Source organism: Stenotrophomonas sp. DR822 (assembly GCF_019793815.1).
GTDB lineage: Bacteria > Pseudomonadota > Gammaproteobacteria > Xanthomonadales > Xanthomonadaceae > Stenotrophomonas > Stenotrophomonas indicatrix.
Genome location: NZ_CP081826.1, coordinates 939,126 through 958,988, shown reverse-complemented (window position 1 = coordinate 958,988; position 19,863 = coordinate 939,126). Strand labels below are relative to the sequence as shown.

The 19,863-nt window shown below is 62.9% G+C and carries 27 protein-coding genes, 1 other RNA gene and 1 pseudogene; 9 read left to right on the top strand and 20 right to left on the bottom strand.

Going from position 1 to position 19,863, the window contains the following annotated elements; translation table 11 throughout:
* Positions 1-79: 79 nt before the first annotated feature.
* The 4 genes from K5K93_RS04340 to K5K93_RS04325 form a co-directional block, all read right to left on the bottom strand.
* Positions 80-784 (bottom strand): PA1136 family autoinducer-binding transcriptional regulator, encoded by a 705-nt coding sequence (locus tag K5K93_RS04340; RefSeq protein WP_025878851.1) that lies wholly within the window; start codon positions 782-784, stop codon positions 80-82.
* Between the two features lie 5 nt (positions 785-789).
* Positions 790-1,662, bottom strand: coding sequence for a glyoxalase III HchA (hchA, locus tag K5K93_RS04335; protein ID WP_222389945.1), 873 nt, complete (start codon positions 1,660-1,662; stop codon positions 790-792).
* 78 nt (positions 1,663-1,740) lie between these two features.
* A complete protein-coding gene (locus K5K93_RS04330; RefSeq protein WP_222389943.1) occupies positions 1,741-2,721 on the bottom strand; it encodes a hypothetical protein in 981 nt (326 codons plus the stop codon).
* Positions 2,722-2,786: 65 nt separating this feature from the next.
* A complete protein-coding gene (locus tag K5K93_RS04325) occupies positions 2,787-4,790 on the bottom strand; it encodes an alpha/beta hydrolase (RefSeq protein WP_222389941.1) in 2,004 nt (667 codons plus the stop codon).
* Positions 4,791-4,930: 140 nt separating this feature from the next.
* Between K5K93_RS04325 and K5K93_RS04320 the strand changes: the two genes are divergently transcribed.
* On the top strand, positions 4,931-5,386 hold the full coding sequence (locus K5K93_RS04320) for an isoprenylcysteine carboxylmethyltransferase family protein (protein WP_222389939.1): 456 nt from the start codon (positions 4,931-4,933) through the stop codon (positions 5,384-5,386).
* A gap of 36 nt (positions 5,387-5,422) precedes the next feature.
* Here K5K93_RS04320 and K5K93_RS04315 read toward each other — a convergent pair whose 3' ends face one another.
* The 4 genes from K5K93_RS04315 to K5K93_RS04300 all read right to left on the bottom strand — a co-directional run bounded on the left by K5K93_RS04315 (position 5,423) and on the right by K5K93_RS04300 (position 7,914).
* Positions 5,423-5,890, bottom strand: coding sequence for a hypothetical protein (locus K5K93_RS04315; RefSeq protein ID WP_261311926.1), 468 nt, complete (start codon positions 5,888-5,890; stop codon positions 5,423-5,425).
* A gap of 91 nt (positions 5,891-5,981) precedes the next feature.
* A complete protein-coding gene (locus K5K93_RS04310) occupies positions 5,982-6,305 on the bottom strand; it encodes a hypothetical protein (protein ID WP_222389936.1) in 324 nt (107 codons plus the stop codon).
* A gap of 317 nt (positions 6,306-6,622) precedes the next feature.
* Positions 6,623-7,123: a hypothetical protein gene (locus K5K93_RS04305; protein ID WP_222389933.1), complete on the bottom strand. Its 501-nt coding sequence runs from the start codon at positions 7,121-7,123 to the stop codon at positions 6,623-6,625.
* A gap of 2 nt (positions 7,124-7,125) precedes the next feature.
* Entirely contained in the window at positions 7,126-7,914 is a 789-nt protein-coding gene (locus K5K93_RS04300; RefSeq protein WP_222389929.1) for a hypothetical protein, read from the bottom strand.
* Positions 7,915-8,029: 115 nt separating this feature from the next.
* On the opposite strand from K5K93_RS04300, the pseudogene K5K93_RS20260 reads away from it, so the two are divergent.
* Positions 8,030-8,212: pseudogene (locus tag K5K93_RS20260) on the top strand (hypothetical protein); the annotation flags it as partial.
* A gap of 152 nt (positions 8,213-8,364) precedes the next feature.
* Here the strand turns inward: K5K93_RS20260 and K5K93_RS04295 are convergent.
* From K5K93_RS04295 to K5K93_RS04265, 8 genes are all read right to left on the bottom strand, one after another.
* Positions 8,365-8,904 carry an integrase arm-type DNA-binding domain-containing protein gene (locus tag K5K93_RS04295; RefSeq protein ID WP_261311962.1) on the bottom strand — a complete coding sequence of 180 codons (540 nt, stop codon included), beginning with the start codon at positions 8,902-8,904 and terminating at the stop codon, positions 8,365-8,367.
* 215 nt (positions 8,905-9,119) lie between these two features.
* Positions 9,120-9,512, bottom strand: a transfer-messenger RNA (tmRNA) gene (gene ssrA, locus K5K93_RS04290).
* A 64-nt stretch (positions 9,513-9,576) separates the two neighbouring features.
* Positions 9,577-10,434, bottom strand: a complete 858-nt coding sequence (locus K5K93_RS04285; protein WP_261311925.1) for a site-specific integrase — start codon at positions 10,432-10,434, stop codon at positions 9,577-9,579.
* 132 nt (positions 10,435-10,566) lie between these two features.
* Entirely contained in the window at positions 10,567-10,788 is a 222-nt protein-coding gene (locus tag K5K93_RS20255) for a DUF3596 domain-containing protein (protein WP_261311989.1), read from the bottom strand.
* Positions 10,785-11,060 carry an excisionase gene (locus K5K93_RS04280; RefSeq protein WP_222389927.1) on the bottom strand — a complete coding sequence of 92 codons (276 nt, stop codon included), beginning with the start codon at positions 11,058-11,060 and terminating at the stop codon, positions 10,785-10,787. The genes K5K93_RS20255 and K5K93_RS04280 overlap by 4 nt, the downstream gene beginning before the upstream one ends.
* Positions 11,053-11,283, bottom strand: coding sequence for a winged helix-turn-helix domain-containing protein (locus tag K5K93_RS04275; protein WP_222389925.1), 231 nt, complete (start codon positions 11,281-11,283; stop codon positions 11,053-11,055). Before K5K93_RS04275 ends, K5K93_RS04280 begins: the two co-directional genes overlap by 8 nt.
* A complete protein-coding gene (locus K5K93_RS04270; RefSeq protein WP_222389924.1) occupies positions 11,276-11,485 on the bottom strand; it encodes a hypothetical protein in 210 nt (69 codons plus the stop codon). The genes K5K93_RS04275 and K5K93_RS04270 overlap by 8 nt, the downstream gene beginning before the upstream one ends.
* Before the next feature lie 265 nt (positions 11,486-11,750).
* Positions 11,751-13,298 (bottom strand): N-acetylmuramoyl-L-alanine amidase, encoded by a 1,548-nt coding sequence (locus K5K93_RS04265; RefSeq protein WP_222389923.1) that lies wholly within the window; start codon positions 13,296-13,298, stop codon positions 11,751-11,753.
* Positions 13,299-13,701: 403 nt separating this feature from the next.
* Here K5K93_RS04265 and K5K93_RS04260 point away from each other — a divergent pair, with 403 nt between their 5' ends.
* From K5K93_RS04260 to K5K93_RS04245, 4 genes are all read left to right on the top strand, one after another.
* The gene (locus tag K5K93_RS04260) at positions 13,702-13,968 is read left to right on the top strand and encodes a hypothetical protein (protein WP_222389922.1); all 267 of its coding nucleotides are present in this window, start codon (positions 13,702-13,704) and stop codon (positions 13,966-13,968) included.
* Positions 13,962-14,315, top strand: a complete 354-nt coding sequence (locus K5K93_RS04255; RefSeq protein WP_222389921.1) for a hypothetical protein — start codon at positions 13,962-13,964, stop codon at positions 14,313-14,315. Before K5K93_RS04260 ends, K5K93_RS04255 begins: the two co-directional genes overlap by 7 nt.
* Positions 14,316-14,681: 366 nt before the next feature.
* Positions 14,682-15,095 carry a GNAT family N-acetyltransferase gene (locus K5K93_RS04250; protein ID WP_261311924.1) on the top strand — a complete coding sequence of 138 codons (414 nt, stop codon included), beginning with the start codon at positions 14,682-14,684 and terminating at the stop codon, positions 15,093-15,095.
* Between the two features lie 141 nt (positions 15,096-15,236).
* Positions 15,237-15,809 carry a hypothetical protein gene (locus K5K93_RS04245; RefSeq protein WP_025878859.1) on the top strand — a complete coding sequence of 191 codons (573 nt, stop codon included), beginning with the start codon at positions 15,237-15,239 and terminating at the stop codon, positions 15,807-15,809.
* 82 nt (positions 15,810-15,891) lie between these two features.
* Here the strand turns inward: K5K93_RS04245 and K5K93_RS04240 are convergent, their stop codons facing one another.
* A complete protein-coding gene (locus tag K5K93_RS04240) occupies positions 15,892-16,320 on the bottom strand; it encodes a GNAT family N-acetyltransferase (RefSeq protein WP_222389918.1) in 429 nt (142 codons plus the stop codon).
* Positions 16,320-16,823, bottom strand: coding sequence for an SsrA-binding protein SmpB (gene smpB, locus K5K93_RS04235; RefSeq protein ID WP_025878861.1), 504 nt, complete (start codon positions 16,821-16,823; stop codon positions 16,320-16,322). Before smpB ends, K5K93_RS04240 begins: the two co-directional genes overlap by 1 nt.
* A gap of 57 nt (positions 16,824-16,880) precedes the next feature.
* Here smpB and K5K93_RS04230 point away from each other — a divergent pair, with 57 nt between their 5' ends.
* Both K5K93_RS04230 and K5K93_RS04225 read left to right on the top strand, forming a co-directional pair.
* On the top strand, positions 16,881-17,306 hold the full coding sequence (locus K5K93_RS04230; protein ID WP_093819936.1) for a type II toxin-antitoxin system RatA family toxin: 426 nt from the start codon (positions 16,881-16,883) through the stop codon (positions 17,304-17,306).
* A gap of 3 nt (positions 17,307-17,309) precedes the next feature.
* Entirely contained in the window at positions 17,310-17,567 is a 258-nt protein-coding gene (locus K5K93_RS04225; protein ID WP_222389917.1) for an RnfH family protein, read from the top strand.
* Positions 17,568-17,602: 35 nt separating this feature from the next.
* Here the strand turns inward: K5K93_RS04225 and bamE are convergent, their stop codons facing one another.
* Positions 17,603-17,998 (bottom strand): outer membrane protein assembly factor BamE, encoded by a 396-nt coding sequence (gene bamE, locus K5K93_RS04220; protein WP_049468453.1) that lies wholly within the window; start codon positions 17,996-17,998, stop codon positions 17,603-17,605.
* Between the two features lie 103 nt (positions 17,999-18,101).
* Here bamE and fur point away from each other — a divergent pair, with 103 nt between their 5' ends.
* A complete protein-coding gene (gene fur, locus K5K93_RS04215; protein WP_025878865.1) occupies positions 18,102-18,509 on the top strand; it encodes a ferric iron uptake transcriptional regulator in 408 nt (135 codons plus the stop codon).
* A gap of 63 nt (positions 18,510-18,572) precedes the next feature.
* On the opposite strand, the gene K5K93_RS04210 is transcribed toward fur, so the two are convergent.
* On the bottom strand, positions 18,573-19,823 hold the full coding sequence (locus K5K93_RS04210) for an SGNH/GDSL hydrolase family protein (RefSeq protein WP_222389916.1): 1,251 nt from the start codon (positions 19,821-19,823) through the stop codon (positions 18,573-18,575).
* Positions 19,824-19,863: the final 40 nt, after the last annotated feature.

The following is a 19,863-nucleotide window of genomic DNA, read 5'->3' as shown; positions in this document are numbered from 1 at the left end:
CCTTGCTTTCTGCAATCGCGCACATGCGCTTGGCCTGTTTAACATGCGTCCGCAGTAGCCGGAAGTGCCGCGCCTGCGCTCAGTCCCCGATCTCACCGCGCCGGCTTGCCGCACGCACTGCCTGCGCCGTGGTCGCCACGCCCAGCCGCTGGCGTGCTCTGCGCAGGTGGTTTTCCACCGTGCGTGTGGACAGCCCCAAAGTCGCAGCAATATCGGCCTGGCGACGACCAGCGGCAACCCAGCGCAGGACCTCACGCTCGCGGGCGCTGAGGGTGCCGGCAGGCACAACCGCCGGGGCGACAGACAGCCGATGCGCCATACGGAAGGCGGCGGTGCCAATCAGCTCCAGCAGCAACCGTGCCGATGGAGATGCGTCGATCGTGCGTCCTCCCCAGCTGACTGCCCCTTCCAGGCCGGTCGCACCGAACACCGGCACCTGCAGGCCGTGCAGTCCTTCGCCGCGCGGTTGCCGCACGACCTGGTAGCGCTCGCCGCGCACGCCCTGCTGCTTGCTCCAGAAGAACGGCGCATCGCTGTCCAGCACATGGCGATTGACCGGGCACGCATGCAGGTAGTGCGCCACGCCACTGCTGGCGCCCTCGCCGAACCAATCGCCATCGATCCAGTACAGGCGCTGCGCGCCTCGGTCCAGATCGGTGCCGGTAGCGAACATCAGCGTGCGGTCATAACCCAGCGGCGCGCCGACGCCGCGCAGTACGGTACCGATGGCTGCCAGCGAACGTGCACGTTCCAGCACCAGCAATGACTGCACGACGGTATCCATGCCGGTCAGCGTGCGGCCAGCGCATCCAGCAGGGTGCGCGCAGCCAGCTTGCCCAGCGCATTGCCCGCCAGCGGGCTGTCGCCGGTCAACAGCAGGCGGTCCTGCATCACGCTGCCATCGATGCCCTCGTTGACGATCTGCACGCCCTGCTGGGCCAGGCGCTCGCCGAAGAACCACGGCAGTTGACCCGGCATGTAGCCGATATCCGGGGTCTGCCGGTCCATCGCATCGGGGAAGGCGCAGATCCGATGGCCGCGGAACAATGAACCGCCATTGGGCTCATCCACGCCGGCTGCCAGCAGCGCGGCAGGGCCGTGGCAGAGGGTGATGATGTGACGTTGATTGTCCACCGCCCACTGCAGGATGGCCTTCACTGCGCGGCTTTCCGGTAGGCCGATCAACGCACCGTGACCGCCGGGAATGAACACCGCGGCATAGTCCGAACCGGTATCGAGTGCCCTCGCCACCTCGTCCAGGTGCAGAGGCTGGCGGAAGCGGGATTCGTAGCGTTCGTACAGGCCGCCGATCTCGCGGTCTTCGCGTGGGAACGCCCACCACTCAAACTTCACCGGGTTGCCCGACAGCGTCGCCACGTCGATCCCGAAACCGGCCTTGTGCAGGTGATACATCGGCAGCAGCGTCTCCACCGGATGGTTGCCGGTCGAGAACAGGCGGCCGTTGGCGGTCGGCAGATAACGTTCGTCGGCGGCGATCATCAGCACTTTCCAGCGTCCATCACGACGGGCATCGGGATAGTCCGCGCCGGACAGATCGGTGGTTGCCGAAGTGAACTGGGACAGCGAGTACGGCGACGGGAAAAACGCATTGCGCTCGGCCGGGTCGGGGCTGGGCTGACGGCTGGGCTCTGACGTGTTCATGCGGACCTCCTGCGGAAGAGAGTGGTCACCTTAGCCAGAGCGATGCGTACGCACGATGAGGGATTTCCCTCAATGCGATCAGGCAGGGTGCGCTTGCTGAACCCGCTGGTAGGCGTCGTCCAGCATTGCCAGGAAAGCCTGTCGCTGCGCGGCATCAAGTACCACCGCGCGTTCGAACGCATCCACGCTCGCACTCCAGTCCGCCAGTGTGTCGTCGTTGTAGAGGGCATGATGCCGTTCCCATGCTCCGCCTGCCTTCAGGTACAGCCACTTGTCGAACAGGTGCAGCGGGCTGCCGTTGTCCAGTTGCAGGGGGCGGGTGGTCCTGGTGTGGGCCAGCACGCTGCGCAGCGCAGGTGAATCGTGAAGCTGGCCTGCCCAGACGTGGTTGCCAAGATGTTGCTCGGCAAAGCGCAGGATCGCCTGGTGATCATCCTCCAACCCGGCCTCGTAGAGTGCCTGCGGCACCCGCAGGTGCCGGCGATCGAACAGCCACTTCAGTACCAGCGTTGCCGCCTGCGGAGTGGTGTTGTGTTCATTGCCAGGGTCGAAATCATGATGGCCGATGAACTCGCGGTCCTCATGCAGATTGAGCTGGATGGTGTCCACGCGCTGCCTGCGCTTGCAGAACCAGAGCTTGATGTCGACGTCCCCGGTAAGCGGCTTTTCAAAGTAGGCGGTGTCGCCGAATTCTTCCAACCGGCCGTTGAAGTACGCCAGGCAGTCCTGGAGTGTGGCTGATGGCTGCACGTATCCGTCCCAGAAGCCTTCGGGCTTTGGCGGATTGCCCTTGGGCCGGTGACTGAACAGGGTGGCGGACTTGAAGTGGCTCAGCAGGCTGCCACGCGCTCCGACGGTGGGCGGATAGAAGCGATCATTGATGATGTCGAAGGCAAAGTAGAACTCCATGTCGTGGAGCTTGTCCTTGACCGATTTCTGCCCCTGGTTCGCGCTGATCGTGGTCGGGGGCTTGCCGATGCCGTGCTGCGCGAACCATGCCTGCAGATGAGCATCCGAGCCCTTGCTGCCGAGCAGCTCGACCAGTGTTGAGATATGCATTCCATTGCCTCGTTGTCGGTGGCCCGGATAGGAAAGCGCGGGCCATGGTTGCTGTAAGTCGTGCGCTACTTCGCCGGCAGAGGATGAGCCTCCATGTCCTCATGCAGGATGCGGCGAAGTTCGACGATGGCCGGCGTGGCTTCCTGCACGCTGTGACCGGACACGATCACTTTTTCCGAGACGGCCTCCGGCAGGTGCGAGCTCCAGTAGGGAACCAGTCCATCGTCGGTCTTTTCCAGCGGGCCTTCGGCCTGGGTCCGCGCGATGATCGAGTGGTAACGCACCTTCGGCGATATCGGCAGATCAGCCACGGCCTTGACGAAGGCATCGTCCTTGTCCAGGTTCTGGATGCTGTTCATCTGGTAGCCGTGCTTGTCATCGTTGCGCTCGACCTTGCCGTCGTTTGCCAATGTCGCGACATCCTCCAGCACGGTCAGCGGCAGGCGCACGAAGCGGCCGAGCCAGCGCCCCAGGCGCGTGCCGGCAACATCTGTGCCGCGATGGGGGGTAGCGATGAACACCACCCGCGAGATTTCCGGTTCCGGCTGGAATGTCAGCACCGGCGCGCCCTTCGTACGCAGCAGTTCGCGCTGCGCCGGGGTCATCTGCGCGGTCGCCAGCAGGGTATCGACCAGATGGTCACCAGAGGAGGACACCATCAGCCGCGAAATCACCCCGCCCATGCTGTGCGCGACCACGACCATGTCGCGCGATGCCAGCGCCTTGGCGGTTGGGTCGAAGTGCTGCAGTGCCTCATGCAGGATCCGCCGGATCTCATCGTGGCTGAGGGCGATCGGCATGTTGGTCGGGTAGTAGAACTGCCAGATCTGGAAGTCGCCGCGGATCTCATCGTCACGCATCAGCTCGTTGGCCACGTTGACCCACGCCTCCGGGCTGCTGGCCAGGCCATGGATCATCAGCAGCACGCGGCGGTCCGGATCGTACGGCTGCATCATGAACAGATGCGGCTTGTCGATACCGCCCTTGCCGCCGAACAGCGTACGCAGCGATTGCCGGCTGAAGTTGGAGCGGGCCAGCCACAGCGCGTAACCGGCGGTGAAGTTCGCCGCCAGTGGCACCTGCTCGCCGTGCAGTTCCACCACCGCCACCTGGTAGGGGTCGTGGATCTCCAGTTCCGGCTCGTCGTCGTGCAGCACTTCCCACAGGTTGTTGCCGGAAAAACGCAGCAGCACGGTCATCGACGGCGACGGCATCTCGCTCCAGTCGCGCTCGGCCGTCGTTGCGGTACCAGCGGCGGCGGCCGCCGGCCCGGTGCTGGCCGGGTCGGCCATCACCGCCACCAGTTCGGCACCAAAGCCGTCGCGGCGATGCACGCTGCGCAGGGTGCCGGTGAAGGACATCGATGCGGCCGGTACCAGTTCGATCGGCTCGCGCGTGCCCGCTGCCGGGCCATCGTCGGCAGGCGCGAGTACGAAGGTCCAGCGTCCCAGCTGGAACCGCCCGTTGTCGTTGCGCACCTGCTTGCTCGAATAGGCTTCGAACAGCAGCACGGCTGATTCCTGAACGGCCAGGTTGTAGTAGTCCCGCACCTGGGTCTGGCGGTCTTCGAAGCCACGCTGGTTGGCGGTGCGTTCGGTGAAGAACAGATATGCGTAGGACTGCCGCGCGATCTGCATCCACGCATCCAGGCGCGGCTGGAAGGTCGGGTCGGGCGGGGTGGTCGCGGCCTTGCTGCGGGCCACCGACGCCGACTCGCGCTTTGGCGCCGGCATCGTCATCGCATACTGCACCCACAGTTCGGCCAGCGCCGAGCGCTTGTCTTCCTCGCGGACGACGATGCTGCCCTCCATCGCCTCGATGCAGGGCAGGCCGGGCTTGGCACAGGCGCCCTCGTCCAGGCCGGCCACGCGCAGGGTCTCCATGGTGGCCGCGCTGAGCTTGCCGCTGGTGAGAATGTCACCGCGCTTGAGCGCGATGTACTGTCCTGGCGTGACCGTGCCCACCTGCACCGATGGGCCGAACTGGCGCAGCGTCGCGCACCCGCTCAGGGCGAGCAGGGCAACGAGGACGAAGGTGGTGCGGATGACGCCGATGCCTGTTCTTTGCATGTGGACTCCCTGCGCTGGCGCCACTCTAGCGGCAGGCGTGTCAACGCGGAAGCAGGCGGCAGGTGGCTCCATGCCCGCCGATGTGCGGACCCGGCATCGGCATGTGACACTGTCCCGGACATCCCATGCCGGGACGGCCGATGCGATTGCTGGAAACCCGTGTTCCCCCACCTTTTGTAATGCTGCTTTGCGGTCTGCTCGGTCTCGGCCTCAGCCGCTGGCTGCCCGCAGCGGAATTGCCCACGCCATGGTGGGCCGCGGTGGCGGTAATGGCAGCGGGACTGGTGATGAACCTGTTGCCCAAGTGGGCATTCCAGCGTGCGGGTACCACAGTCAATCCGATGCGGCCGACCTCATCGACCGCGCTGATCACCGGAGGGATCTACCGCTATACGCGCAACCCCATGTATCTGGGGCAAGCGGCCTTCCTGCTCGGAGGCATGCTGTATCTGCAGAACCTCCTGGCACTCGCAGTGGTGCCGATGTTTGTCCTGTACATCACACGTTTTCAGATCCATCCGGAAGAGCGCGTTCTTGGCGAGCGTTTCGGCGTCCAGTACAAGGCATTCCGGCAGCAGGTCCGGCGTTGGTTATAGCGCCCGGGCTGGCTCTTCAGTCGATCATCGGTCCGGTCACGGATGGATCTGACAGGTCACCGAGGCCGAGTAGCCCTCGTAGTCGTCTGCGGCGCCGACATGCAGGGTGTGACGGGCGTCGGTATGCTTGATGTACGACGGTTCCTCCGTCTGCGCGGCATCATCGGCGGTGGTCACCGACCACGCATGCGCCAGACGCGTGTGGTCGACGTTGTTCAGGTATACGTGCAGGCTCTTGTGGACATTTGATACGCTCACATCCGCGCTGGCTACGGTGCCTCCGAACAGCGCCACCGGCTTGCCCTTGGGCTCGAACACGCTGCCGGGGTCGCGGCTCAGGCCGGCGGACTGGAATGCCTGCTCCACCTGCGCTTCGGTGAAATCGGAACCCGCCTTGCAGGCCAGCAGGGCTTCCAGTGCGGTGGTGCTGGTTGCCGGAGGTGCGGCAACAGCGGCGGTTGTCAAGGTCAGGCCCAGCATCAGGGCGATAAGCGGCTTGTTCATTGCAGATCCTTCTGTATGTCGCGGAGCAGCGTAGGCGCTGGCACCAAGTCCGGGAAGACAGGCTGAGTGTGGGGCAGGGCAGCGTTGTCGGCTAGGCCCCCTCGCTGGGCTGCCAAGGGATTCCCCGATCAAGGGCATCCAAGGCCAGTTGCGCCCACTGGCGGACCTCTGCCAACGGGTGCTGCAGCTCAGCCCGCAGGGTCGGGCTGACCGTGCTGTCGCCTGATTCGCCGAGCAGTTCCAGCAGCTTTCCGCGCGAGTAACCATCATCCACGGCGGGCAGCCGGGCAAGCAGGTACGGCACCGCAATGGCTGCGGCCGGGCGAAGCCCCCAGTAGGCGTCTTCGAAGGTTGCCGGATCATGATCCAGGATCTGGTCAATCCAGGAAACAACGTCGATTCTGTCGAGATCCATGGCAGCTTCTCCTGTAGCCATGGATCACATCAGCTACACGCCAGAGTCGTCCCATCACCGCGGTTCTACTACAGCTCGGCATCGCAGGATCGATGCACGATGACGGCTGACTACTTCCACATGACGAGCGACAACCGGGCGTTCATCTCCCAGTTGCAGGTGACGCAGCAGACCCTGATCACCAATACCTTCCCGGTTGGCGGCGTAACGATGGGGATTGAACTCCAAATCGCCGTGCTACTCAAAACCGGGGGGACGTCGGAAAATAGAAGCCCGGGGACAAGGTGCCCCGGGCGCTTTAGATTCCACCTTGGGGATCAAGCACCGAATCCGCAATCGATATAGGTGCTATCGATCGTCTGGCAGTGGTTCACGCCGTTTACGCTGACGCAAGCGCTGCCAGTTTTGGGAACGACTGAGCACTCATCCCCACCGAAGCCACCGCCTGGTCCGCCGCCCTCCATTCCACCGCCACCGCTACCCTTCCAGCTGCTGTTCTCTAGCTTCTTGAGAAGCCACACCGAGCTAAGCTTTACGTATAGGTAGGTGGCGCACTGTGTTCCATTGCAGATCGTTACATCCAGAGGGTTTCCCTTACTGTCCACCCATGAGTTGACATGCTGGTTGACTTCGCTGCGTATGTACATCTCCGTGTCGCCAAATGCAGCGGGCTCATTAAATGTGCACTCGGGGCAATAATACTTTCCAGCGCTGGCCGCGATCGCAAGCCCCGCCACTGCCACCACGATTCCACCCAGCAGCAAACGGGTGCGCTTCCTCTTCAACGTTCTCTCATCTGGCGCAACAGTGTCATCCATACTTACCTTGAGGCACTCCTTTTGCTAAGGATCTGATTGGCGATTTCCTTACCGCGGCGCAATTGGGCGCCATCCAAGCCAGACGAGGCGTTGCTCAAGAACGACGCGCCATAACGACTTGAACCTGTGCGGAGGTATGCTTCCGCGTATGCATAGGCCATCACCGGATCTTTCGAGGTGAGTGCGCCATTCTTGTATATGTCGCTCAGCCGAGCGTAGGCCTGTGGTTGATCAGAGCTTCCAGCGGCCTCGAGGAATCTGATCGTGTTCTCCTTGTACTCGCGAATCAGATCAGGATCGAGCGAATGCAGCTCGTCTTCAAAAATTCTCGATGCGTAGAGAGAGTAGTCGAGCTGAGCCTTGGTGCTTCCATGTTCAGCGGCATAGGTAATTGCCTCAAATATCTCTTCTCGGCTAAGTGGCTTAAGTGACAGATCCTTGCAAAGTTCTTCAGACGTACTCCGAAGGTGCCCTCCATTGGCAGATGCTTCACGGTCGATCTGACAACGCAAGTTGATCTCAACGAGTTCGTATGCCGTCTCGGCATCGGTCTGTGCTGGTCTAGCAGCCTGTGCTGGCCTAGCAGCGGTGTACCTGTCAGGTGCGCTCGTTGTGGACGCGGGCTGAAACCCCGGTTCTTCGTTGGAGGAAGGACCACGCCGAGCACTAACGGCTGATTGGCTAGTCTTAGCAGGCGCGAACTTCGTGTCATTCTGGATTAGGAAAAAGCCTGCGGCGCTAAGCGCCGCAACTGCAGCGACAGAAGTCAGCACAATTGTCCTGCGTTTCATGTTGCATCCAGTCCTTATGGAAATAAAACGTAAGCTGAACGTTCTGAAGAACCTTTATCGGTTCTCGCAGGTTTGTCAATAGCGCTGGTGCGCGTTTGCGGAACACTGGGCGATTCACACTTACGGCCTGATGGTGGTCGACCCCTTCTACGATTAGCGTGGAGGGTCTGGACGGCAAGAACCAGGTGGTGCCGTTCACCCCGCGCACGCGCGGGCCGATGCTGGTGGCTACCTGGCCGCGCTGTACCGGATCTTTGACGACAAGCGGCACCCGTTCTACGAGCATCGGCTGGCGGCGCAAGCGAAACCTGAGCGACCGGCGCGCGGTTCCCTGATGGAGCCTGCCGCGGGGGTCGGCGATGCTGATCTCGCGCAAGGTTCGGCTTGGCCGAATCCCCCGAGCTGGAAGTCCCGGACGCAGCTGTACACGTCTGGGTTTGGTTCTGGCAACTATCCGGCTGCAGGTACATTCGCCCGGAAGCGTTGACGTTTGCTGACATCGGCCAGCGGGCATCCCTCCTGCAGATCGAACCGCTGGCCAAAGTTCTGCATGACGCGATGGGCGGTTTCGAACGCCTGGCGCGCCTCCATCTTCCGGGCGATCTTCAGGAAGTCAGAGGCCTTCAGGTCGGCAACACGCAGTTTCCCGATGTGGGGGAACACATCATTGGCGAACCATTCCTCGACCTTCTTGCTGTACTGCGGCACCCACGGGCGGGAGGCCAGCTGCTCCCTGGCGATCGCCTCGAAGCTTGAAGCGGCGTCCACGACAGTGGTCGTGGCGGCTGCCTTCTTCTGCTCTCCCGGATCAATGCGTCCGCGCAGTAGGCGCCGGGCGTCGTCGCGAGCATCTCTGGCATCGGCCAGTCTCACGTCCGGGTACAGGCCGAAAGCTAGCACCTTCTCCTTGCCGTCGAAGCGGTACTTCAGCCGCCACCAGCGGCTGTCCTTGGGCGAGATCTCCAGATACAGCCCCCCGCCGTCGAAGATCTTCTGGGTGCGGTCAGTTGCTTTGGCCTTCCGAATGGCCAGGTCGGTCAGTGGGGCACGTGTCTGTCAGGTCCGGGCGGATGCCCCAAAATATGCCCCCATCGTCTCACGGCCTGCAACGAACTGACGCGAACGAGGCCGGAAAGAAAAAAAGCCCGGAAACCCTTGCTGCTTGTGGGTTTCCGGGCTTCTCCGGTTCTTGACGAACCGCTCATTGGTGGAGGTGGGCGGAATTGAACCGCCGTCCGAAGGCACTCCATCCCCAGCACTACATGCTTAGCTCACCGTTGAATCTCATCCCCGAGCAGCACGGTGTGCAAAGCGCACCCGGGAACCAGCCTGTTGTGTTCTTGTGCCGGACTGACAGGCAGCCGCCCAGCGCGATTCCATGATAATGACTCTACGCTGCGAGCATGGACACAAGCAGTTTCGAGGCTCCGCCTAAGTCGGCAGAAGGTCACGCACCGCAGTTTTTAGGCTGCGAGAGCGACCGGAGCGTAGTTGTCGTCGTTGGCAACTAGAGTTTTGCAGCTGGATTTACGAGGAAAGCTACCCCCTCGGCATGCGCCAGGCGACTTCACAACCCCCGTCGAAACCAATGCACCCCCGGTTTCTTCAAGTATTGCAAGGCTTTCAGGCCCTTGGTTGACCAAAAGTTGACCGAGAACCCGCCTAACGATGTGGATGGTACGGCAATCTTCCTGAACAGTCACGCGCCCAGGGACGGTGCCGGGACCGTTCAGTCGCCGCTGCCGTCCAGCAGCAGGCTGCGGGGCAGGGGGCAGTCAGCGGATTCCAGGCCGCCGCGGCCTTGGCGCCGGCATCGGGAACCATCGAAGGAATCCACCGGCCGTACTTCTTGGCGGTGATCGTCCAGTCTCGGTGGCCCATCTGCCTCGCCACCCACATGACGTTCTCGCCCGCGCTGAGCGCCTGAGAGGCGAAGGTGTGGCGCATCTGATACGGGTACCGGTACCGGACGCCGGCCTTGCGCAGCGCGCGCTGCCATTCACCGGCACGGATGGTTTGGTCGGACCCCCAGCGGGCCTTCGTCCTGGGATAGTGGAAGACGAGCTTGCCGGCGGTGGCGGTGTCGGCCTGCTGAGCCTTCAGGGCGTCGATCGCCGGCTGCAGCAGCTGCACTTCGCGCACGCCTGATTCGGTCTTGGGAGCCTCCATCTTTCCCATAACCCAAGCGCGGCGGATCTTGACCGTGCCCTTGCGCCAGTCGATATCCGACCAGCACAGGCCGATCATTTCCGAGGTGCGCAGGCCCTTGGCGAAGTTGAACTGGCAGTAATTGCGGACCTGGTCCTCGCGGCAGGCGGCCAGGATCGCCTGGACTTCCTCCGGTGTGAAGGGATCGACCTCTTCCCGCGCGTTGACCTTGGCACGCCGCTTCACCCATAAGCCGTCCAGAGGGTTGCTCGGGATCAAGTCATCTGCCACTGCCTCACCGAGGGCACTGCGGAGCGGGCCCAGGACGTTGTTGATACGCTTGGCCGAGGTCGACTCGTCGAATGTGGCCACCAGTTCCTTCAGCGCGATACGGTCGAAGTCACGCGGCGCGATCGTTCCGCATCGCGGCACCAGGATGTTGTCGACGATGCGGCGGTAGCCGATCAGGCTGCTGTGCTCGAGCTCAGGCTCCTTCTGTGCCAGTCACCGTGTCAGCACCTGCTCCAAGGTATCCAAGGCCGCTGGCTTCGCCGCCACCTGCACCGTGCGCTTGCTGCCGGGGAAGTGGGTGGCATAGTCGAACGTGCCCTTCTCGATCTCGACCTTGATCTGCCCCAGCAGGTTCTCGCAGCACCGAAGGTTCCGTGCGGTCGAAGGGAGCTTGATCCGCTTTCGGCACCGCTTGCCCCGGTAGTAGAAGTCTATTGCGATGCTCCGTGTGGCTGGCCTGACGCCGCCTTGCCGTGCATTACCCCCTCTTCGTACCCCTCCAGGTCAATCAGGCTTCTTCCGTCCGGCGCCTTGAAGAACACGGCGCCCTCCAGCCAATCGCCAGGCTTGATCTTCGAGTTGATGGCATCGACCGTGTAGCCGGTCAGTGCCTCGAACTGCTTGAGTGTGACGAATCGGACCGGCCGCAGGTTCGCGGGGGATCCGGTCCTCGACAATCCTCGTGACGAGGGTCCGTGGTTACTCATGGTGCACGACCTGCAGGCTCCAGAGGACCGATGAGCGCTCGTCAGGGCCATGGAAGAACGCGCGCTCCACCCGGCCGGTCTTGGCCAGCTGGTGCAGGTAGCTGCTGACGCGGTTCGAAGGCAGCTGCAGTTCGGCGGCCAACTCGCCGGCCAAGCCCGGGCCCTCCTGCAGCAGCTGCAGAATCCGGGTGGCAGTGCCATCGGCAATGCCTGCATCAGCCATGGTCTGCCTCAGCTGCTGCCAGGTGGCCCGGGCAACCGGTGCCGGAGTAGTCGAAGCCCTCGCAGGGAGCGAGCGGGATGACCCTGCGGCCGTTGGCCAGGTGGTCGGTCAGCACCCGGCGAGCTTCGGCGGCAGTCACCGGATCTCCGGGCGGGTTGGCGCCGCTGGCCAGTAGCGACATTGCCGGCGCGGTCGGGTACATGCGCGATCCCCTCGAGAAGCACACCGCGCTCGCTGTGGCTACGCGCATGGGCTCTGGTGCGAACCTCGATAGTGCTCCTGGTAGCCCTGCGGAGACGATTGGGCCTGTCGGACCTGTAAGGTCCATGGGGCCGCCACGGCGGCCCCCTTCCTAGAAGCCTCTTTCAATCGAGGCATGAGCTAAAAGGCCTCCCTGACGAGGAGGCCTTGGCAAACGGTCATGCTTTAGCGCGAACTCAGGTAACTAGGGCGAGTTCTCGGCCGCCTTACACCTGGCATGTCACGGCTGATTCGACAGCATTTGCGAAGACACCATCAGCATCATAGATCTTCGTCCGTACAGTATGCGTCGGGTTTCCGACGACGGTGCCGCATGTGAAGTTCCACGATAGCTTTCCGTCGGAGAGTGTGACCGGAAGACCTTTCGCGCCGTAGCAGGTATTGCCTGGTGCGCACTTCACAATTTCAACATCTGCCTTCATTGTTCCTTGCGGATGACCCGCATAGGTGAAGGACACGGGTACTTTGCCAGGGGCCTTGCCAGCAGCCGGGCCTAGAGATGTAATTGCAAAAGGCGCGCATGCCTTCCCCTCCCTATACATGCGGTAGCCCTTTTCGATACCTCTCATCGAAATGGTACGGAACTCAGTGGTCTGAAGCAGTGCAGCGTCTTCGGCATTGGTGTGGAAGCCTACCTCGACTAAAACCGTTTCCATATCCGCCTCTCGGACCTCTCCATAACCAACGCCATCGTTCGGGCCTGAGCGAATGGGAAAGGTCGGATAATCAGGACGCTGCTTGATCTGCTCCTGAACGTAGCACTTCACACTCTCGGCAAGCGCCACGGATTTAGGATCATTGAGGTTGGTGAACACAGACAGCCCTCGGGCTGAAGGGTTAGTGTCACTGCCATCCGTGTGAATGGAGATCATTGTTTCAGCGTTTAGGAAGTTTGCAAAATTGGGGCGAACGGCAATATCGTCGTCATACTCACGGAGGTCTGCGCGGTTCGGCTTTCCATTAGGGTACTGATTCCACATCCCGGTTTCATTGGGATAGAGCCTGGCCAAGTAGTAGCGTGCAGCGAGCTCTGCCCATTTCAAGCCGCTGTTAGGATCAATCGCAGTGTTGCCAATGTCTCGAGTCTGACGGATTGACGTGGCATGCGTCGGGCTCCTCAATGTCAGAAGGCTCTGCAGCATCGAGGTGTAGCCCGGGGTAATAGTGTCCTCGTGGACTACAGTGGAGTTCACATAGAGCGGGCGCTGATACTCCCATTTGTTACTGCCGTAGTGAAAGTATTTTCCGTGCGATGGACTGAGCACGACTAAGCCATCTACTGGGGTAGTCAGTTGTGAAGTGGCCCGTGCGCTCTGCTTGGACTTGTAGCGAGGGGGATAAATCTCATCCAGGCGCTTGCCATCGACCCTGATGACGACGGCCTTGAACTCTACGATGCCTGTAAGAAGATCTACGACATGGTTCTGAATATCCCTAACGAGTTGCCCAAGGTCCTCCCCCATTTCGGTTCGGCCCTTGGGTAGAAAGGCACCATCAAGATCCACATAAATCCACTGGCGCGACGGATCTGGGGTGATCCGAGCCAGTATGTTCCTGCCTTGTCCATCGATTCGCTTCTGGGCATTGACGAACCGCTGCACATCATTCTGAATCTCTGACGTGACAAGCAGCTTATTTTGATCAGATAGCATCGGGACGGCCTCGGGATCCTGTTGCGCACCTACTGTGTAGGTGCTGCCCAAGGTCAGTCCGACCGAAAGAGCCAAAATTCCCCACTTCCTATCCATTTTCATGCGCTACAACTCCCTGTTGGAAAAGGTAATCAGGTTTCGTGCAAAACGTGTTCTTATGTCGATGCCTCCGCTTAGGTTTGCAGCTGCACAAGGCTGCGCCCACGTTCTCAAGTGCGCTATCGGAGTCTATGCCTCTTGCTCGTAGGAAAAACCCTATAGCAGTCACAGGATTAGGAATGCGGCTCGACAGAGGTGTGGTGGTCGGTGACCTAGCTGTGGTCGTATTGGCGAGAGCGAGGAGGCTGGCGCTGGACTATTTGATCGGCCAGCTGCCTGGCGCCAGCTCGGGGGCGCGATCTGAAGGAGTTACTGCCGCTGCTTTGGCGATTTGCACGCACCGCCGATTTAAACTATTCGTCAAATCGTTCAGGCAAACTTGTGACAGGATCTAGGGGAACTGAAGATGCTGGAAGCTCTTTTACTGGCGACCGTCAAGGCCGCGCCGGCGGCCAGTGCAGCGGCGAGTGCTGGCGACGACTGGAAGTGGCTGGTGCCGGTGGCCACGCTGATCCTCGGCTTCGGTCTGAAATGGCTCCAGGACCACCTGACAGAGAAAGGTCGCCGGAGGCACGCGAAGGAATTACGGCGAGAGCAACGCTACGACGCTCTACGCATGCGGCGCATAGATGCTGAGCGCGCGAACCTCATCTCCGTTCAACCCTATTGCTGAAGCTCATGCGGACGGCGGCTGTTGTTCACCTCGAGGAAATCAAGGCGTACGACAGGACCGGCGAGTGGGGGACGTACAAGTTACCTCCTCAGGTTGCGGAGGATTTCAGGCTCGCTGTAGCCGAGGTCGTGCCGATACACGCGAGAATTCACGCGCGCACTGTTTATGAACAGCTCTCTGAGTACCGGGAGCTGCTGTATCAAGTGACCAACTCGGTTGCGAAAGCCGAAGCGCAAGCTTTCTGGCAGGCGCACCCGATCTATGACCGCCTGCACATAGCTCTGGGTGATGAGATAAGGAAGCTGGAAGACGAGAACCAGCAGCTCGGAGATCCATCGGCGCGCTGACGACGGCAACAATCAACATCTAATGTTGACCAAGAAGTTGACCAAACGCTGCCAATCGATGCCCATTTCTGCCCATCCGGCAGGCGTGAACGAAAAAGCCCATCACGCTAAGGCATTGATGGGCTTCGTTATTCTGGTGTTTGCGAAACCGGCGCCGATGGCGTCACGGGGACAATGCACCCCAGGTTTCTTCAAGTTCTGCAAGGTACGAGGCCTGTTCCGTGTCGCTACGGTCAGTACCTGCCCAACGCTGCGCATGCTATGCCAAAAAAACCTGAACAGTCACCCGCTTCCGCAGGTCGCTTGCTAGCATCGGCGGTTCCGTTAGTCGCCCAGGGAATGGAACGCAAGCAGCTCGAAATCGCCGTGACCGACATCCCCAGCCCGCAAGCACTGGAGCTGATTGCCGATGGCCCGGATCAGTTCAATCTGCAGGCGGCCGGCCATGCCGATCGACGCACCTTGGCCGTGCTGGCCACCGATCCGGCCAGCGGCGAAGTGGTGGGTGGCTTGAGCGGGCGCACCTCGCTGGGCCTGTTGTTCATCGACCTGTTCTACCTGCCGCCCGCACACCGGGGTAATGGCCTGGGGTCGCAGATGCTTGCCGCTGCCGAAGAGGAGGCTCGCCGGCGCGGCTGCCGTTCCGCCGTGCTCTACACCATCAGCTTCCAGGCGCCGGACTTCTATGTGAAGCATGGCTGGACCGTATTCGGCCAGGTCCCGTGCGATCCGCCGGGGACCAGCCGCGTGTTCCTCAGCAAGGATCTCCGCGCGGCCTGAATGGCAGGCGTCGGCCGGTCGCCACGTCAATCCGCAACATGTTGTAGAGCGTCCGTCATAGCGGATTGCTAACGTCGTTGGCACGAATTTGCGACACACTGGCTACGACCATTCCAGCCAGAACAGAGACGGAGACGGCCGGTGACCGAAGCAATGCAACAACGCAGCCTGCGTCAGCTGGTTGGCCCGGTAGGGGCCGATTACCAGCGGCGGGCACTGCCGCCCGGCTGGGTCTGGGCGGTGCTGGCGGTGTTGTTGGCGGCAACCTGGGCAACCGAGTTGCCGGCCACGGCTGCAGCCGCGCTGATCGCCAGTGCGGTGGTGGTGCATTGGCCTCGGCGTGGCCGCTTCCATTGGCTGGGCTGGCGGCTGCCGGCCCTGGCGGTACTGGCCGCACTCCTGTGGGGTCCGGATGTGCTGTCACAGTGGTTCGAACATGGCCTGGCCCTGACCCTGATGTCGCTGGCCAGCCTCAGCATTGGCGTGCACGTGTGGCAGTCGCGGCAACTGGCGCGGCAGCTGCAGGCATCCGCCGACGCGCTGGACGACGCCCAGTTGCTGGCCCTGCTGCCCGTCGACGCCGCGCGGCTGGCGCAGCAGTGGCGTGCCGGCGATGATCGCCATGCCCCGGAGCTGTCGGTGGTGATGCACCTGGCGGTGATGCACGCGGCGCTGTCACCGCGTCTGCGCGGGCAGGGCATGCTGGCGGGTTGAGTCGTTGCCCGTAACGGTGGGCGATGCCCCGCGCTGGGGCAGTCTGGCGCAATCCTTCGAAAGCCGACGGAGGTGCCGTGGGCTAAAGGCCTGGCAGCACCTTGCGCAGATAGATCCGCTCGTGGCCCGGCGGGCAGTCGGGGAGCCGCCCGAACACTTCATAGCCCTGTCGCAGGTAGAAGTGTTCGGCCTGCCAGTCGAAGGTGTCGAGCATCACCCCGCACGCACCAACGTGACGGGCCTGGATCTCGGCATCCGCCAACAGGCGCTGGCCGATGCCACGCCCGCGAAGTTCCGGGTCGACCCACAGGACATGCACCTGCAGCCAGCCTGCGCAGACATCGGCAAGCAGTCCGCCCCGCAGTTCACCTTGTTCATCGCGCCAGGCCAGCCGGACCGGCACGTCTTCGAAGTTGAAACCGCTGCTGGCGCGATTGAACGCATACAACCGCGCACACAGCTCGCGCGCGTCTTCAGCATTGGCCGCCGCAGGAGCGTCGGCGCGCTCCATCAGGCGTCGCGGTTGCCGCGACGCATCACCCGCTGCTTCTCGATCGCCCAGTCACGATCCTTGGCGGCATCGCGCTTGTCGTGGGTCTGCTTGCCCTTGGCCAGCGCCACTTCCAGCTTGATCTTGTTCTTGCTCCAGTACATGGCGGTGGGCACGATCGTGTAGCCATCACGCTCGACCTTGCCAACCAGCTTGTCGATCTCGCTCCGGTGCAGCAGCAGCTTGCGCTCGCGCCGGTCGTTGGCCACCACGTGGGTGGAGGCCTGGATCAGCGGGGTGATCTGCGCGCCGATCAGGAAGATCTCGCCGTCCTTCACATAGGCGTAGGCGTCGACGATGTTGCCGCGGCCAGCGCGGATCGACTTCACTTCCCAGCCCTGCAGGGCCAGGCCGGCTTCGAAGCGGTCTTCGATGTGGTACTCGTGACGGGCACGCTTGTTCAACGCGATGGTCTTGTTGGCCGTCGCGCTCTTTGCTTTATCCTTGCCGGTGTTCTTGCTCATTTCCGTATTGTCTCCGATTCGGGCCCGCCCGGTCGATTGCCGAAGCGTCCTGTATTCATGCCTACTATCCGCCGCAGTGCCTTGGTCGAACATTCGGCCGCGCGCATGTTCGATCTGGTCAACGACGTCCAGGCCTATCCGCGCCGCTTCCGCTGGTGCTCCGATGCCCGCATCGTCGAGCAGGGCGAAGACCGGCTGGTCGCTCGCCTGGACCTGGGCCTGGGTTCGTTCAGCACCTGGTTCCAGACCGAAAACACCCTGCAACGCCCGCACAGCATCGACATGCAGCTGCGCGAGGGGCCGTTCAAGCAACTGCATGGCCGCTGGGAATTCCATGCCCTGGCCGAAGATGCCTGCAAGGTCACCCTCACCCTGGACTTCGAGCCGAGTTCACGCCTGCTGGGTCCAGCGCTGGCCATCGGCTTCCAGGGATTGGCCGATCGCATGGTCAACGATTTCGTCCGCGTCGCCGACGAGGACTGAACGATGATCGAGGTCGAGGTCGTGCTGGCCTGGCCACAGCGGGTGCTGTCGCGCCGGTTGCAGCTGGACGAAGGGACGACCGTGGCTGATGCGATAGCAGCGGCCGGGCTCGAAGGCAGTACCGACTGTCCGGCCGCCGCCGTGCATGGCGTACTGGCGCGGCCGCAGCAGGTGCTGCTGGATGGCGATCGTGTCGAGCTGCTGCGCGTGCTGCAGGCCGACCCCAAGGACAACCGCCGGCGTCGCGCGCGCGGCGGGTGATCCCCAGGCCCGTCCCGGAGGACGGGCAGGGTGGCTCAGCGGCCGCCCTTCTTCTTCTTGTCCTTCGGCAGATTGCGGCCGAACTGGCGCACGGTCTGCTGGGCAAGGGCCTTGTCGTTGGCCGGGAAGTAATCGCCTTCCCAACGGGTGACCACATCATTTTCGAAGTACACGACGAAATTCTTCACGTCGGTACGGCCCAGGCGGTTCACGCGCTCGGTCGAGGTGTAGTCCCAGCGCTGGGCGTGGAACGGGTCCGGCACAGAGGGGGTGCCCAGCAGGGCGTTGACCTGCTGCTTGCTCTGCCCGACCTGCAGCTTGGCCACGGCATCTTCCCGGATCAGGTTGCCCTGGTAGATGGGTTGCTTGTAGATGATGCCGCACCCGGTGGTGGACAAGGCGACGGCGGCGACCAACAGGAGATTGCGCATCGGGACTGGCGGTTGGGGAAATCAATCCGATGATACACTCCCGGCGTGCCACCGCGACCCAATCCGAGGCAGCTGGCGCTAAATCGCCAATGAACGGAGACCTATGGAAACCCACGACCTGCGTAAAGTCGGCCTGAAGGTGACCCATCCGCGGATGCGGATCCTGGCGCTGCTCGAGCAGCGCAATGCCCAGCACCACATGACCGCCGAAGACATCTACCGCCAGCTGCTGGAGCATGGCGACGAGATCGGCCTGGCCACGGTGTACCGGGTGCTGACCCAGTTCGAGGCCGCCGGCCTCGTGCTCAAGCACAATTTCGAAGGCGGCCAGGCCGTCTACGAACTCGACCGCGGCGGCCACCATGACCACATGGTCGATGTGGACAGCGGCAAGATCATCGAGTTCGAAAGCACCGAGATCGAAGACCTGCAGCGCAAGATCGCTGCCGATCACGGCTACGAGCTCGAAGAGCACTCGCTGGTGCTGTACGTGCGCAAGAAGCGCAAGTAAGCCCCGCAGCCAGCTGATTGCGACGAAACCCCGGGCCTGCCCGGGGTTTTTGCTTGTCTGGCCTCAGCGTCGCGGTAGATCCACGCCCTGCGTGGATGGCCCCATCAGGACGTCCAGATCCACCGTCTCGGCCATCGCCCGGTTCCCCGCATCGCCCGGGTGCAGGTGGTCGCCGGAGTCGTAGGCCGCCGCCATCCGTGAGGGATCGGCCGGATCACGCAGGGCCGCATCGAGGTCGATCACCGCGTCGAACGGGCTGTCCGTGCGCAGCCAGGCGTTGAGCTGCTGGCGCAGGGCGTCCTTGTCCGCGGCGTAGTAGTCGTCCAGCGGGGTGCCGGGCAGGGCGCCGGCAAACGGTGTCAGTGTCGCGCCGAGGATGCGCAGGCCGTGTGCATGGGCGCGCTGGGCCAGGTCGCGGTAGCCGGCCTGCAGCTCGGCCAGGCTGGGCCTGGCCTGCGTGCGGGCAAAGGCCGTGCCCGGCCAGCTGATGTCGTTGATGCCGATCAGCACGATCACACTGGCGACGCCCGGCTGGTCGAGCACGTCACTCTGGAAGCGCTTGCGGGCCGATTCGCCCATGCCATCGCGCAGCAGGCGACCGCCGGAGATGCCGGCATTGACCACCGCTACACCTTCGGGTGCCAGCCGCGCGGCGAGGTGATCGGTCCAGCGCTGGTCCTGGTCGAGGCTGGCGGTGGCGCCATCGGTGATGGAATCGCCGATCACCACCACGCTGCGCGCGCTGGCCGGGACCTCGACGTCGATGGCCGACAGGAGCAGGCGGGCCGTGGTGCTGCTGGCGTCGTGCAGCGCGGGCCGTTGATGCTGGTCGCCCGGCGCAATCCAACTGGTCTGCCGCCCTTCCCAATGGAAGGTCTGCAGCGGCGTGCGGTCGGGCAGGTAAACGCTGACCTGCACCGCCTGCCGATCAGCGGTGGGAAGGGACAGCGGATCGCTCAGGCGGTCCTGCCCGGGCGCAATCACGACCCCGGGCTGGCCGCCGAAGCGCAGCGGCTGCGGCGTGTCCCCCGCATGCACGGCGATGCTGGCAGCGCCGATCCGCAAAGGTTGGGTGCCGTAGGCATTGCTCAGGCGGATCCGCAGGCGCGACCCGCCCAGGCTGATGCGAGCGCTCTGGCGGAAGGTCTGGTCCTGCAGTTGGCCGGGAATGAGGGTAGGAAACAGGAAATCGCTGCCCCACACCGGCTGCGGGCTGGCCTGCCAGCTGGCGACCCAGTGCGGGGCGGGTGACGCAGTGGCGGCGCCGGACAGGGCAAGCAGGGCGGTGGCGGTCAGTTGGCTCAGGCGATTCATCGAAATGACCCGGTGGGAGTGACGGCCATGGTGCGTCCAG